12 protein-coding genes and 2 pseudogenes are annotated in these 14544 nt (G+C 38.6%); all 14 read right to left on the bottom strand.

What is annotated here, in order from left to right; genetic code table 11:
• Positions 1-27: 27 nt before the first annotated feature.
• Complete coding sequence (locus tag ABKA15_RS06815; protein ID WP_049512542.1) at positions 28-2373, bottom strand: DUF6782 family putative metallopeptidase; 2346 nt, start codon at positions 2371-2373, stop codon at positions 28-30.
• Between the two features lie 13 nt (positions 2374-2386).
• A complete protein-coding gene (locus ABKA15_RS06820) occupies positions 2387-2719 on the bottom strand; it encodes a hypothetical protein (protein ID WP_049512540.1) in 333 nt (110 codons plus the stop codon).
• A 36-nt stretch (positions 2720-2755) separates the two neighbouring features.
• Entirely contained in the window at positions 2756-3361 is a 606-nt protein-coding gene (locus ABKA15_RS06825) for a zeta toxin family protein (RefSeq protein ID WP_065428422.1), read from the bottom strand.
• Positions 3362-3363: 2 nt separating this feature from the next.
• On the bottom strand, positions 3364-3543 hold the full coding sequence (locus ABKA15_RS06830) for a hypothetical protein (RefSeq protein ID WP_049512538.1): 180 nt from the start codon (positions 3541-3543) through the stop codon (positions 3364-3366).
• Between the two features lie 119 nt (positions 3544-3662).
• A pseudogene (locus tag ABKA15_RS06835) lies at positions 3663-5390 on the bottom strand (VirD4-like conjugal transfer protein, CD1115 family); the annotation flags it as partial.
• Position 5391: 1 nt separating this feature from the next.
• Positions 5392-5910, bottom strand: coding sequence for a hypothetical protein (locus ABKA15_RS06840; RefSeq protein ID WP_049512532.1), 519 nt, complete (start codon positions 5908-5910; stop codon positions 5392-5394).
• Positions 5911-5997: 87 nt separating this feature from the next.
• Positions 5998-6504 carry a hypothetical protein gene (locus ABKA15_RS06845; protein ID WP_049512530.1) on the bottom strand — a complete coding sequence of 169 codons (507 nt, stop codon included), beginning with the start codon at positions 6502-6504 and terminating at the stop codon, positions 5998-6000.
• A gap of 14 nt (positions 6505-6518) precedes the next feature.
• Positions 6519-7400 carry an LPXTG cell wall anchor domain-containing protein gene (locus ABKA15_RS06850; RefSeq protein WP_049512528.1) on the bottom strand — a complete coding sequence of 294 codons (882 nt, stop codon included), beginning with the start codon at positions 7398-7400 and terminating at the stop codon, positions 6519-6521.
• Positions 7401-7419: 19 nt separating this feature from the next.
• Positions 7420-8238, bottom strand: coding sequence for a hypothetical protein (locus ABKA15_RS06855; protein ID WP_049512526.1), 819 nt, complete (start codon positions 8236-8238; stop codon positions 7420-7422).
• 13 nt (positions 8239-8251) lie between these two features.
• A complete protein-coding gene (locus ABKA15_RS06860) occupies positions 8252-8506 on the bottom strand; it encodes a hypothetical protein (RefSeq protein ID WP_049512525.1) in 255 nt (84 codons plus the stop codon).
• 13 nt (positions 8507-8519) lie between these two features.
• A complete protein-coding gene (locus tag ABKA15_RS06865; protein WP_049512522.1) occupies positions 8520-9161 on the bottom strand; it encodes a hypothetical protein in 642 nt (213 codons plus the stop codon).
• A 44-nt stretch (positions 9162-9205) separates the two neighbouring features.
• Positions 9206-11848 (bottom strand): phage tail tip lysozyme, encoded by a 2643-nt coding sequence (locus tag ABKA15_RS06870; RefSeq protein ID WP_049512520.1) that lies wholly within the window; start codon positions 11846-11848, stop codon positions 9206-9208.
• Positions 11849-11865: 17 nt separating this feature from the next.
• Positions 11866-14235 (bottom strand): annotated as a pseudogene (locus tag ABKA15_RS06875) (VirB4-like conjugal transfer ATPase, CD1110 family).
• Positions 14120-14536: a PrgI family mobile element protein gene (locus tag ABKA15_RS06880; RefSeq protein ID WP_152907022.1), complete on the bottom strand. Its 417-nt coding sequence runs from the start codon at positions 14534-14536 to the stop codon at positions 14120-14122. Before ABKA15_RS06880 ends, ABKA15_RS06875 begins: the two are co-directional and overlap by 116 nt.
• Positions 14537-14544 lie beyond the last annotated feature (8 nt).

A 14544-nucleotide genomic window follows, 5' to 3' on the forward strand; every position in this document is an offset into this window, starting at 1 on the left:
CTAGTTTACGAGAACCCCGACTGGACACTAAATCGAGATTCCCTTTGCTTTTTTTGGCTCTTTGTTTTTTTCTTGAATGGATTGTTTTTCTTTGAAACGATTGAGTTTTTCATGAAAAGCACTCTCTTTCGTTTTATCTTTTGTCAAATTTAATGTTTTGATTTTTTCAAGTTTTAAATCCACCTTTTTAATTAGTTGACTGGCTTCTTTTTGGACGATTGAAAGCTGTGCCTCAAGGTCGGTTAAAGCCTCTTTGTCTTTAGACCAATTAGCTAAGTAAGCAAAAGAGTATTCACTGGTATCAATACCGTAATGATTTGAAACGACAAAAGCGACAGATTCAGCTTGAAGCTCTTTAGTGCTTCGTGTGAGTTTCTCACCTGCTTCTGCCACTATCTTATTATTGTGCAATTCAGAATGTGCCATTTCATGAATTATGGTTTTAATCGTCTGTGCTTTTGTCATACCTCGCTTGATAGCAATTTCATTGGTTTCACGGTTATAAAAGCCTCTGGCTCCTGAATCAATCTCTTGGAAGTGCATAGCCACTTTGTTATCATCAGAAACACTTTTAAGTGCACGATAAAGTGTTTCATAATCAAAGCTTTTACCTTCGTCCGTGAGTTCGTAAACAGCTTGTGGAATCTCCTTTCCTTGGGTTTGACTGACATCAAAGACAGGTACTAATTTAAAACCAATTCCTTTCTCAATCTCCCCATTTTCATTAACCTTGTATTGACCGTTATTATCCCTTAGTTTAAATTCATAAGGAGCAAAAATCCAAAGAGCTTTTTGACCTTTTTTTACACTACGCTCAAAGTCGGATTGCCACTTTTTAAAAGAAGCAACCATAGAAACTTCTGAATTTTGGCTTAATAACAACATCACATTATTAGCTGAATATGAGGGAAGTTTACTAATTGCTTCCAGATAATTTTTGTATTGATCGGAATTAAAGTAATCTTTAATTCCCTCTTTCATAATTTTAGAAAGTCCTTTAGTATCTTTTGCCTGAATCAACTCAGAAAGAGTTGGCGACTGTGTTGGCTGGTCAGTAGTCAATTCCTTAGAAAGAGGGTTAGGTTCAAGTGGGTTCGTCCCCATCGCAACTTCTTGAGAGTCTGTCAAACCATCTCCATCCGTATCTGAGTTATAGGGATTTGTACCAATTGACTTTTCAAGTTCATCAGTTAGACCATCTCCGTCAGAATCTCTAGTACGTTCAAGATTCCTTTCTTCCTGAAGATTCTCTTGTTCTGTACTATCTAGTTTATCAGCTAGAAACTCTGATTGATACAGTTCTTCTAAGCTAACTGAAGGAGCCTGAAATTCCTTATGACTATTTTCTTCTGGCATCTTTTTTTCTCCTGCTTTTTCTTTCTGTAAATACTCGTTCCAGTCCATTTTCTTAACTCCATCACTTTTTGGAGCAAGATCGATTTGAAAAGGAATGTTATCTTCTTTCAGTTTTTCAATAAACTTCAGCGCTTCTTTATCATTATCAACCGCTATTGTGATTAAGTCATCTGTAATAAGTTTTGTTGTCTTATTTAAGCTATCTAATGCCTTCAAAATAGACGTATAAGAGTTTACCTGGGAAAACTTACCATCCGTCAATAAATCTGCTGTATAGCGACTGATTACCCCCTTTTTCAAGCCATCCATAGAAACTAATCGGACATCTTGTAAGGTGTCTTTTTTCAATTCATAATAACTCATCAAATCGATAGGTGCCTCAAAAAATACCAGTCGTTTTGGAGTTCCTATATCAAAAGAAAAACCAGCTAACCCGTCTGAATGGTTCATAATTTGTTTCAAACGACCACGCTCAGGATATTGAACTCGATTTTCTACGATTCCTTGTAAACTAGCACCAACCAGCTTCCCGTCTAAATCTTTGTATTTAAAGACAATAACAGGCTCAAAGTAATCCCCTTTCTTCCGAGTGGCTTCTGCTAAGTTTCCACTTGCTAAGAAAGTGTTAATTGTGTCATCTGCTAATCCTCTTTCTTCTTTGAGATAGTTTCTACCGAGTTCAAAATCAGGGTGTTCATACGGTTGAAGAACATAACTAAACGGTTCTTGTTTGACTGGTTCTATCATTTCATTTTCTACTTGAGAAAATGTTCCTTCCTGAAGGAAACGAACGGCTTCTTTAAAAGATACATCCTTAACAGATTGAACCAGTTGAATAACATCTCCACCAACATCACGACTGAACCAATGGAAACGGTTTGTATTAGTAAGGATTTTCAAAGAATCGTGTTCAGTCCAATAATAGGTGTGACCAGACTGGCGCTTAAGTTCCATTTCCAAAGATTCAGCTACATCAATCATGGAAAGTTGTTTCAATTCATCAATATTTACTGCCATAAGGTTATCCCTCCTAGTTAAAGTAAGCCTCTGGTTTTTCCTGCAAGAGATGGAAAAGTTCAGGAGTCAGCGCTAAAGATTCTGCTCTAATAGATGGCTTATGGCGTCGATAAGCAAATAGATACCCTCTTAGAGATTTAAAATCAGGATAAGTCAGCTCTTTCATCACTTCCACTGCTAACTGAGTTCTAATCTCTGCAGATGAGGTTTCTTCTGTAATGGTTTTAGTAAGTACCAATTTCTTAATAGCATCTGCTAAGACATGAATTGGATAGAGGGCTTCTATCCCCTCAAAACAGCCGATACCATAGAGTTCTGGAGTTAATAAGGTTGTTTCTGTCATCATACTTTTTCTCCTCAATAAGAAAAGCGCTTGTAAATCTTACAAGTGCTTTGATTGTGTATTATCTTTATGTTGGTTTTGATTTTTAGTTGGTTGCGTTTGTGTTTTACGAATATCATAGAGAATGTGATTCCCTCGACGTTCATAGGTTTGGGTGAAGGCTTTAGAGTTATCAAACATCAAGACATTGTCCGCAACCTCAGCAATCACCTTGAGATTCTCTTTTGAGCGGTCATAACGCTTACGAATAAGGTCTTCATCAACGCCGTGACCTCCCTTTTTAACTCTATCTGCCACCCGATCAATAGCTGTTTCTGGACTATCTAAAGTAACATATAAAACAGTAACTTCGTATCCTTTGGCATGTGCCTTATCTATCAAGTTTAAGAATGGCTTGCCCGTTCCTGCTAGAGTGGTTTCTTGATGAATAGATTCACCTTTTTCCAGAGCCTGTTTCAAATCTTTCAGAACTGCCCTCATTGCTTTCACATTATCTGCAGGGCTACGCCAGTCACCACCGTTTGCTTTGAGCCATTCGTCCGCATTGATTCGCCTTGTCCCTTCAAAAAGCCAGGGTTGCGAGCTGTAAAGTGTACTTTTGCCAGCGCCGTTGACGCCAGCTACAATAATATAGCGTGGTCTCATACCTATCTCACAAAATCAGGGCGGGCAATTACTTCACGTTGATGAGCTTGCATACTGTAGTCATACATAGCTTTATAGAAGGCTTGTTTTTCTGGGTCTGTCTCCTGGATAAACAACTGATACAAGTCAGCCGTTTCAAGGCTTCTTACCATTTCAAAAAATTGATTCAGTTCATTTGCCATGAAGCAAGTCCTCACTTTCTTTTAGATAAGTCTATTATACCACATTAAGCCACATTCTCCTCAATCTGAAGGTCAACAAATTCTGTCTGATCCACATTTTCATACCAATCATCTGTCCCATCCATACGGCGCTCATAGGTGTACCAGTTGTCATCTTGAGGACTATTCGATAAGAATTGAGCGTTTTTATGATCTTTAACGTAGAACTTCTTATCTTTCAAAACGTTTTGTTTGGATAGAAACAGTAAGGCTTCATCTACACCAATACGAGCTACCTCATCAGGGGTCATGAGTTCACGTTGTTGAGTTTGTTCGCTGAAGGAACTGGAGCGATTTCTTCCTCGTGACTCAGAATATTGTTTTTGATTGATCGTCTGTTTTCCTGCACGCGTTGAATAGTAATTCATGGTATCCTTATCATTTGTTCCCAAGAACAGGTGACAAGCACAGTTATTAAAAATAGTTTCCCAATCCTTATTATAAAGCGATTTAAGCTGATTGATTGCTTGAATAATAATTTTGATTGAAATTTCACGGCTACGAACTGACGCCAAAACTTCGTTAAAGTTAGGAATTTTCCCGATATTCGCAAACTCATCAATAATGACTTGCACGTGCAAAAGGTCAGTTGCAGATAAACCTGGACGTTCCCCTTGAAGAATAGCGTCCGCACCGTGGGTCAATTCTTCAAAGATTGTCGCAAATAAAAGGGAAGCCAAGAAGTTAAAGGACTTATTAGTTTCAGGAATGGCAATAAAGACCGCCGTCTTTTCAATATTCCAGCGGTCAATATCCATTGTGTCTTCTGCAATCATTTTGGCCACGTCCGTATGGTCAAAAATAGAATAACGAGTCGCCACCTGAGTAGTGACCCCCATACGTGTCTCTGCTTCAAAATTAGAGTTAAATAAGGCCCATTGCTTGTAAGCATAGTTGCCTGGTAAACGCTCCTCTAATTCTTCAAACATTTGTTCAACAGGGCTAGGCTGCTCTTCGTTTGTTCGTCTAATATTTCTCATCATATCCGCTACCATAGACAGATTAGGGGTGTAATCATCTAGTTGACTATCAAAATACAGATAACCAATCAAAGCACGAGTCAATAAGAGTTCAGCAGTCAACCAAAAGTTTTCTCCCTGATTATCTGTTTTCTTTGTCCCGTCAACAATGGCTTCAGTCACACGATCAATATCTAACTCCGATTTCATGTAGTTAAAGATGTTAAAGGTATTGGAATTAGCCAGGTGAACTAAGTCAAAAACTTTAATTTTATAACCATTTTTAGCTAACAGACTTCCGACTTCATGAACAAGCAAGCCCTTGGGATCTGTAACAATATAACTGCCGTTCATCTGCATAAGATTAGGTTTCACATAATTTTGTGTTTTCCCGTCTCCAGGAAGCCCCACAACCAGCGTATTTTTATTCAGTTGTTTATCATATGGTAAAAGTTTATTAAATAGGCCAACAAATCCATTCTTTGTAAGAATCATATTGTTCTCAAATACTTTATCTCTGAATGTAGCAATCTCTTTTACCGTCGCAAACCGAGCTGATCCTCTTTCTTCTCCGTGACGATACACCCCATTATCACCCACTCGTAGGTAGATGAAAAAAGGAAGTACAAAACCAAGCGCCCCACCAATAAGTGAGAATTGATTAAACTGAAGGTCTAACCAATTTTTGGTCTCTAGATGATTGATAACCCATGCATATTTAGAAAACGGATTGAGGGGGTCGGTTACTCCTGGAGCTGACTGATAAAGTTTGACCAGCCAATGAAAACCATAAAAGAAGAGCAAGCCTAAAATGATATAAGGTAATAAATGCTTTCTTTTCCGTGGCATATCATTTCACACTTCCTTTCTTTTTACCTTTTCCTTTAAGCGGTGTTCCAATACCTCCATATTTGACGTGTTCTTTAAAGTACGCTATTTTTTCTGCAACTGTCCGAGTAGGAAATTTTTTCCCTAACTTTTCAGCAGCCTTTTGTGGATTTGAAGTCAATTCTTTGATTACTTTATCTACTGTTCCTTCAACCAAAATCTTATTTTTAACGTCAAATAATAAGGTTGTCGTCCCTTTTTCTGCCCCTGCTTTGGTAGTAAATCCAATGCCTTTTTCATTAAGATATTCTTTCAGTTTTCCTATATGAATATCTTTATTTTCCAGTATCAGCATATCTTTATTAGTGTTAGTTGCCATGAATTGATTATAGTTCGTCTCACCAATAAAATTCTGATTATTTTTGTTGTACTCATGTTTTTCATGAGCATATTGAATTATAGCCCAAAGGGCTTTTAAAATAGTTTCTCCTGTCACTTTAGAAGCATTAGACAGTTGAAAAACTACTCTGTCCTGTTCCATTTAGTCTCCTTTCCATAAATTAGTCTCATTCATTTAAAAAAGCAGCTCTTCATTAAGAACTGCTGATTGAGTAAATGTGTCTGTCTTTCATATCCAGAAAGCTTCAAAATACTCTTTGTGTCTTGCTTTTTGTTCTTGAAAATAGCGCTCAAAATCGTCATCTCCTTTGAACTCTATTTTATCATAGTCAAGATAGTTTAACCAACTAAAAATCAACTCGTAAAACTCAGTATGGTTAATGACACCACTTGAAACACCATAAACAGCATCCTCATACATCGTTGATAACACTTCCGTTAAATAATCGATGTCACCACTACCACTTGCATAACGATGAGCCACTACACAGAAATAACCATTATTCTCAATAGGGTTCATTCGCAATGTTTGAGGAATGTCTCGTAGTGTGACTTGATGTCTAAGAAGACCTTTAAAAATAACTTTCCTTAAGCCTTCATAGCCTGTTTCCAGTTCCTTAGAAGTCTTTTGAGAAAACGTCAGCTCTTCTTGTAAATCTTCTGTTACTGTTGGATAAACTGCTTTTGGCTTCAGCTGATTAAATTCCTTTTCAGTAAGCCCCTTTAAGTCTGTCACTTCCTTACCTTCTTTTAGGCCTTATCTGCACCGTTCTTTTTGCGAAGCAGCCAAGCGCCAATCAGAAGAACAAATCCGCTGAAACTGGCCAATAATCCTAACTCATCCCCTGTTGATGGTAGGGTCTTCATTTCCCCTGAAGCAGTCTGAACAGAGATTGTTTTATCTGCATTCACTGTCCCTCCAACTTCTTCTGGACTGACTGTAGCTCTGGAACCGTCCGCATAAGCTACAACTACCTGACTATTCAGGGTTGAGACAATTTGATAACCAGTATTAGTGTAAACTGGAGCAGCTGGAGTTACGTTCTGAACAATTTGCCCTGTCACTTGTGAAGTTGTACCAACTTGACTTCCCCCTGCATTGACAGCTGTTTGGGCAGATACGTTAGGATTATTAGTCGGTACATCTACACTTGGGGTTAAGGTTGTTTTTCCGCCATCAACCGTTGGAACAGTCACTGTCTTATTATCTATAGTTGTTGTATCCTGCTTATCTGTCGTATCAGTTTGGTTTGGCTGGTCAGATGGTTTTTGTGTGGTATCTTCAGATGGCGATGTTGTTGAGTCTTGCTTATCTGTACTAGGTTCTACAGTTGAAGAAGAATCTTTTGGTAATACCGCATCATCTTTACTTGGTTCTGTAGTACTTGGAGTTGTTGGGTCTGTACTAGCATCAGGTATAGAGGGTGTTACATTTGGTGTTGCTGTATTGTCAACGGGTGGGATGGTAGGTGTAGGATTAGTCTCTGAAGGAGTTGATGAAGGTTGCGTAGGTGTGACAACAACACTGGCTGTTGAATCAACGGGGGGTGTCCCTTCGTCCGCAAAGGCAGCCACTTGACTAAGAACCAAGCTAGAGAGTGTAATAAGTGCAATAAATGATGTTTTTTTCATGATAATTTTTCCTTTTCTATTAGTTATTCGGATATTTTTGAGTTTTCGGTTGTGTAGTTATAAGATAACCATAAGGAGCTTTAACAGATTTTTTAAGGGAATAGGTCAAGCGGACATTTGCTCGATTCTCCTTGTTATCTTTAACAACTAATACATAGGTAACGGTATAGCTATTACCTTTTTTAGTGATACCTTCCAGAATCACCGATTGGAGGGTACCCTCTGAAACGTTAATAGTTTCTTTCAAATCTTCTGTAACAAAATCGCTAACAGCTTTTCTAGTATTCGCATAGTAACTAGGTATGAAATAACGGTCAAATACATCAATAGCAGTTTTTTCTTTCTCAAAAGTTTGAAGCATTTTCACCTGCTTAGTTAGAGATTGATTCATCGTCTTTAAGCTAGTTATCTGACTAAAGGACAGACTGGCAAAGATTAAGCTAACAATCGCAACAAGCAAACTCAACAGGGCAAGCAGTGACCGTTTTTGTCTTGTTGAACTAGGTGAGGAAGATAGTTGGTGCTGAGAGGGCGATTCTGAGGCATTTTTAAGCGATTTTCCTGAAGTCTTAGTTAATGTACTCAGAGGATTTGTTTTGCTAGGACGCTTGAAACCAAAGTCCTTCAGCAAGTCATCAATTATTCCATCGTATGGTAGGTTAAACTCAAGATTTTCCATCACTGAATCATCACGGTCTAGATGTTCAATCAAATAGCTTTCCGTTTCACCTAATGCTTTACAGCGTTTCTCTCTGATTTCCAATTGATTGAGCAACTCGTCACGATTGGTTACCAGTTGGCTATGTAAGGTGTTGACATCTATGATTTTAAAAGTCATCTATCTTCACCTCCTAGTATGAGGAAGAAGGTTCTGAAGACGTTTCAGACGCCTTTTTAAGTGATTTAATTTCATCTGCAAACAGTTCCAAGTCATCCAAATCCAGATCACGTTCCGAAAGAAGTGCCAGAGTACGTTCCGTCTTGAGGTTTTTCACTTCGTCTTTGAGTTTAGCTACTCGCTTGGCATAGAAGTTTTTCTTTTCTTCCGCTTTCTGCAGTGCTTCTTCTTTTTCAGCCAAACGGTCTTTAAGGTTTTTTTGTGCCATTTTATAATCTCCTTTATTTTGTTTCTGAATTACTTTCTGATGGAGGTGTTGCATCATCAGAAGTCTTTTGAGTATTGACGCTTGCATAGTCATTACTGTTATTAGCATCCACCAAAATAATACTTTCCATACGGTTTACTAAAAATTTGTTCTTCATTTTAGAAAAACTCAATCGTAAAGTAGCTGTATTGGTAGTGTTTTGAGACTGTGAGTAGTCGTTTTTCTTGGCCAAAAGCGTATTGGTATAAGTCACGCTAACCAGCGCTACATTCTCTTTTGTATCCAAGTAAATCTTAGAGCTTCGATACTCAAAGTCCACCACATAACCCTTATAGGTTTGTGTAGTTGGTTCGTTCTCTAGAGAAACTGCCTGATTATACATTGCGTCTGTCATGTATTCTTTGTAACGATTGCGATTTTCTCCCAGGTCTTTCTTAGTATAGTAAACCATCAGAAAATCCTCTACATAATTTTGTGTTAATGAACCGTCTTGTGTTTTACTATTCTTAGTTGTAGTTGATTTCTTGGTTATAGTCTTTGGAGAACTTTGAGATTGTCCCCTTGCTCCAAAACCAAAACCAATCAAGAAAATCAACACAATTCCCAGAACAGTAGCTAAAATTTTGAAAAATTTTACTTTTTGAATATCTAACATGATTGAAAAGCGGTAGATTTTCGACTACCGCTGCTCCTTTCTATTTATTTTGGTGTTGCAAAAGTATAGTACGCCTGATTTGATAGAACACGATAATGAACTTTGTCTTGGACTCCCAAATAATTACATTCTGAAATTAAGAAGGTTCCGTCATGATTGACAGCCTCAACAAAAGCTACGTGCCCATAAGCCACTGTAGTGAAGTCAAATCCACCAGCTGTCGAACAAACAGCTCCAGGGGTAGGAGTTGTACTGAATCTCCAGCCTTTAGCAACTAAATTCCTCACCCAATCTTGACCATTGCCGTTATTACTTGAAAGGGCATTGCCAACCGTTCCTGTTTCCACGAGTCGGTTCGCCACATACCAAGTACATTGACCAACTGGGTAGTTATTGCCTGGCTGTGTTGTCATTGAAGTCGTTGAAGGCTTCCCAAAAGCCAATTTACTTTCCCAACCGCTTGGGAAATTCCAAGAAGAGGCCTCTGTTCCACTTCCTTTGATGGTTTGCTTGAAATACGTCAGCATTTGTTTCGCATTATTTTGACGTTGGGCAAGCTTATCTCCAGCATTCCCCTCCCATTGGCTTAAAAAACGTGTGGTTAAAGTATTGACATTTTCGCTGCTTGTCAAAATAGATTTCAAAATGCGGATATAATAAGGATTATCTCCTTCTAGCATGAAGTCTATTTGTGTTTCTAGGTCATACCACTTCTTTCCTTTTGTCTTTGCATAGTTTCTAAGAAGTGTATTTCTAATTGCTCCATCCGAAGTATCTGTCCACATGCCAAGTCCTAAGCCACGGTGAATAACTAGAGGGCCAACACTGGCTCCTTGAGCAAAACCCATATTGAGCCAATTTTCATCATCCCAAGACTGTTCGGTTGCCCCGACTGGCGGACTTAAATAATCGCTTTCTGCTCGTTTAGCCTTAATGCCGCTCTCAGTCGCAAAATTTCCTAACATTGCCGCAATCCCATTATCCGTCGCATTCGGAATTTTCTTTTTAATGAAATCCCGTACAGCTCTAGAACGTTGGGCTAAATCTCCAGACAAATTCAAATCTGTTAAAACAGAAGTCGTTTGTGTATAGTTCACTAGTTGGAAGTAAAAACCGACGTTTACATACGTCCATTTAGCTTTTTGCTTTTTCGTCGCCTTTTCTTCTTGTTTCTGGTAATAAACTTCCTGACCAGTGCTACTCTTAACAGTTCCAATAAACGTACCTTGTTCAACGGTATCTCCTGTCTTGAAACGGATACCTGATACGTCTTTGTAAGTGAATTTAGATTCCTTGGTTTCAATCGTGACATCAGCACCTGAAACTTTAACCGTCCCAGACATGACCGCCAAAAGCTGCTGCCCTGTATTTGCCTGAAGAACAGAACCTTGGTAGATCTTGCTTTTACTGGTATAGCCAAAACGTTTGATAATACGCAAGGGGCTATTATAATGTGCCTCATCTTTATCCGTATAGAATGGATTGTCTAATTCCTGCAGGTAAGTATAATAGCCATCTGTTTGAGCACTTTCTAATAGTTCTTCATAATCTTCACGGTCATCTTTTGGTAAGATAGCCCAAGCAATTTTTGACTTCTTACTATACAAGTCTTTCATTGTTTTAAGATGGTCTGTCTCCTGATTCATACCATTCCAAAGACTGGTTAAGGCATTCTCATAAGTTTTGTTATGGTCTGCTCCAGCTTGATTAGAGTTAATACCATCATCCCATTTTCCTTTCAAATCATAATCACCATAACGATAATTCATATAAGTCATGACTGAATCAATGTCTGACCAATAATCAACTCTAGAATTTGAGTTTTCTCTATCCAGCTGAGAGAAATAAAGCCAAGCTTGGTTGAGTTTGAACTCATCTTGAGAAACCGTAGAGCTTCCACCTAAAACACCGACAAGGGCAACGATGACTGCTGCTAAGAACATGATAATATAACTCTTAGCAGATAAGGGATTATGTAAAACCGTACGAAGAGGCTTAGTTAGTAAGTCAATCCCTCGACCCGCTCCACGTGTCACTTTACCAGTCTTAGAGGCTTTAAATCTGACTGTAAAGTTACGATAACGTTTAGCCAATTTACCTTGCCAGCTTTCCTGAAATGGTGTCCTTGTAAAACCTCGACCTCGGACAAAATTATAGCCTCGATTAGTAAGGCCATAGCTTTTCTGTATCGTCCATTTTCCTAAATTTCCACCTGCTTTAACCGCACTTTTGGCACTATCTTTTTGATAATGAAAGTTACGAATTTTTCGTCTGCCCTCTGCCACTGCGCCGAGGGTTTCATCTTGAGAAGCGGCGTTCTCAAGGTTTGAGCGAACAAGTTGTTTAGACGCCCGATAAGTCCCACGTCGAAACTTTTGTCCTACTGTGCCACCTGATTTTTCCGCTGTTTTGACATAAACCTTTTTAGCAATCCGTTTATCCTGCTTAGCTCGCTTCCAAGCTTCCTTATCTTTGGGAGAGACTTTCAAACCGTAATGTTGCTTGCGCTTTTTGACCAACTTATAGAGTTTCTTTTCCGCTTTTTGAGTCTCTTTAGCCTCTTTATAGGCATCCTTCATAGCAAACTTAGATTCTTTAGCATTATAAGTATTTAATGCCTCTTGGGTGGCTTCCTTGACAGCCTGACGACGTTCTCGAAAGCCACGTGTTTTTTTATGTTCCGTCAATCTGCCACCTCACTTTTCTAAGCGTCTGTAGCAATTAAATTGAAAAGTTTTGTTCCTCTTGGAATAGGATTTTCAAATGGTACAACTGTTGATCCAGCCACAATTAAACCTGTCCCCTTAGCCTTTGGTTTAGCTACATAGCGTAAAAGAGCAGGTGTTAAGTGAATGGTGTCAGCCAGAACTTTCAAATCTGTTGGCTTTTGCTTCAACAGAATAATAAATTCACTATTTGAAAGCAGCTTACGACCTTCTTCACGTGACATAAGAGTCTCTACATTTTGAGTGATCCCTGTTGGGATTGCTCCATACTTGCGGACACGTGAGTATAATTCTGTAAAGAACTGCGCCTGATTATCTGTAGTAAACTGCAGCTGCATTTCATCAAAATAAATATGTGTCGTAAGTTTTCCCTGGTTATTGACTACCTGGTTCCAGATATAGTCTTGGATAACCATGAGGGCAAATGGTTTGAGTTTTCCAGAGAGTTTCTTCAGGTTAAAAATAACGAAGCGACTCTCCATATCAACGTTTGTCTCATACGAGAAGACATCCTGAGATCCCGTTGCATAGGATTCTGATTTAAGCGCAAGATTTTGTGCTTCTTGCTCAGGCTGTTGCTTCAAGATAACATGCCAATCTTTAAGCGTTGGCGTTCTGTCTGTAATTTTCTCATAACAAAGATGAGTAACACGGTCAATAATAGAGAACTCCTCGTCTGTAACTTCTGTCAAGATGTTTTCAAACAATCCCATAATCAAGTTAGATTTTTGACCGATTGGGTCTGTATCATCTGAAGATAAACTATCTTCATCTGGTAAGTCCATGAGGTTCAAGTGAGTGTTTGACCCTACATAAATATCAATGAGTTGGGCACCAAATTCACGACCAATATCAGAGTATTCATCTTCTGGGTCAACAATAATTACACGGTCTTCAGGATATTTTAAAATAGTTGGAATAATCTCACCTGCTTTAACCGTAACAGACTTACCAGAACCAGAAGATCCCAACACAACGCCAGAGCCTGTATTAAGGTCTCGCTTACGGTCAACTGTAATAATATTATTGGATAGTTGGTTTTGACCATAATATATCGCCCTTTTTGATGTAGATTGTAAATCTACATTGGTAAAAGGTACTTGGGTTGCGATATTTGAAGTGGTCATATCACGCATAAGGGACTTTTTCACGTCTAAAAAACAACGTCCGATAGGTAAGACCGTGTTTAAAGCCTCTTCTTGATGATAATAAATATCTTCAAAATCTACCACATGTTTACGACCAGCTGTTTTGACACGGTTACTATATTCATTTAGTTGTTCTAAGCTGTCCGCTTTAAAAAAGACACAAATCACTCCTGAAAAGATTTTCTGATCATTATCTTGTACTTCTTTACGCCAACGCTTAGCTGCTTCATTGGTTTCACTGGCAACTCCACCGATAGCAAAATCTTCAGGAATCCCTTCCGAGAAACCTCGGCGCATTGATTTAATCATATCCAGCTTGACATTGCTTTCTGCTGTGTTAATATCTTTCACTGCTTCACCAATATCATAAGGCTTAGCATTGATAGAGATGGCCAGTTCAATTCCTGTATCTGTTAAAGATTTAACAATTCCATCATTAAGGAATGAGGGATATTGACGGATAAACATAATTTTGGCAAACTTATCATCAATCATCATATAGTTTTCAAAAAATCGAATCCGATTAGGGGCTACAAAGGACTTTGTCTTCAATCCTGAAATGACCAAATCTTGATAATCCAAGTTGAGATAAGGATTCCCACGAAGCAGATCAGAAAAGATATTGAGGCGTTCGCTGCCCGTCTGTGCAGTTAGTGTAACCTCAACCCCTTGAAATTGGTTACGCAAATTCGTCTCCACATCTTTCAGTTGACGCTTAGCCATTTTACGGTCAAAGGCTGACGTTGTGACGGTAATAAATTTTTCTACTGTAAAATTATTTTGGTCATAAGCAAAGCGGTGCTCAATCAAATCATTATATTCTTATCTGTAGTCGTCATAACCATCTCCTTCGGCGTCATAGGTGATATTGGTTAATAGGTTACTATCGACCTGACGGTTGATGATAAGAAGTTGATAGCCATTATCTGAGTTGAGACTGTTCAAAGCTCCAGCGTAAAAATCAACAATATCAACCTTTTCTTCCTCACCTGCAGTGATGTAATTCACATCACCGAGCCGAAAAGTCTGGGAATATTCACTCCCATCAATATACATAAGCCCATCCTCAAAGAGTAGCTCATAATCAATTGTATTTTGTGTTGAGGGCTTCATTGTTCGTTTGAGACGCTTCCCCCTCTCCTGTTGGGATGGGGTCAAACTCGTTGACCCCTTTTTCTTGAGAAATGGTAAATTTACCATAAGGTTCCTCACTTTCAAATTCAGTTTGATAGGCTCTTTCTTGAATGGTTAGCCTAAAAGTCAACATATCTTTCAATCGTTCCTCTTGTTTTAGTCCAAAAATCATAAAGGGAATCAAAATAATAGGGAGGATAATATAATGCAAAATATCAGGTAAGCCTAATAAAATGATTCCTGCTGCTAGAATAGTCGCTAAAACAACACCTGTCAGCATGACTATATGGCGAAAAGTAAATCCGCCAATGATACTCCGTTCATAATTTTTGACTTCTTTCAAAAATTCACTGCCTAATTTATTCATACGGTCTC

This window comes from Streptococcus sp. KHUD_010, from assembly GCF_040207525.1.
Lineage (GTDB): Bacteria > Bacillota > Bacilli > Lactobacillales > Streptococcaceae > Streptococcus > Streptococcus hominis.

Excerpts from the sequence above, each read along its gene's own strand:
- ABKA15_RS06815 (WP_049512542.1), bottom strand. The coding sequence starts at position 2,373 with ATGGCAGTAAATATTGATGAATTGAAACAACTTTCCATGATTGATGTA.
- ABKA15_RS06820 (WP_049512540.1), bottom strand. The coding sequence starts at position 2,719 with ATGATGACAGAAACAACCTTATTAACTCCAGAACTCTATGGTATCGGC.
- ABKA15_RS06825 (WP_065428422.1), bottom strand. The coding sequence starts at position 3,361 with ATGAGACCACGCTATATTATTGTAGCTGGCGTCAACGGCGCTGGCAAA.
- ABKA15_RS06830 (WP_049512538.1), bottom strand. The coding sequence starts at position 3,543 with ATGGCAAATGAACTGAATCAATTTTTTGAAATGGTAAGAAGCCTTGAA.
- ABKA15_RS06840 (WP_049512532.1), bottom strand. The coding sequence starts at position 5,910 with ATGGAACAGGACAGAGTAGTTTTTCAACTGTCTAATGCTTCTAAAGTG.
- ABKA15_RS06850 (WP_049512528.1), bottom strand. The coding sequence starts at position 7,400 with ATGAAAAAAACATCATTTATTGCACTTATTACACTCTCTAGCTTGGTT.
- ABKA15_RS06855 (WP_049512526.1), bottom strand. The coding sequence starts at position 8,238 with ATGACTTTTAAAATCATAGATGTCAACACCTTACATAGCCAACTGGTA.
- ABKA15_RS06860 (WP_049512525.1), bottom strand. The coding sequence starts at position 8,506 with ATGGCACAAAAAAACCTTAAAGACCGTTTGGCTGAAAAAGAAGAAGCA.
- ABKA15_RS06865 (WP_049512522.1), bottom strand. The coding sequence starts at position 9,161 with ATGTTAGATATTCAAAAAGTAAAATTTTTCAAAATTTTAGCTACTGTT.
- ABKA15_RS06880 (WP_152907022.1), bottom strand. The coding sequence starts at position 14,536 with ATGAATAAATTAGGCAGTGAATTTTTGAAAGAAGTCAAAAATTATGAA.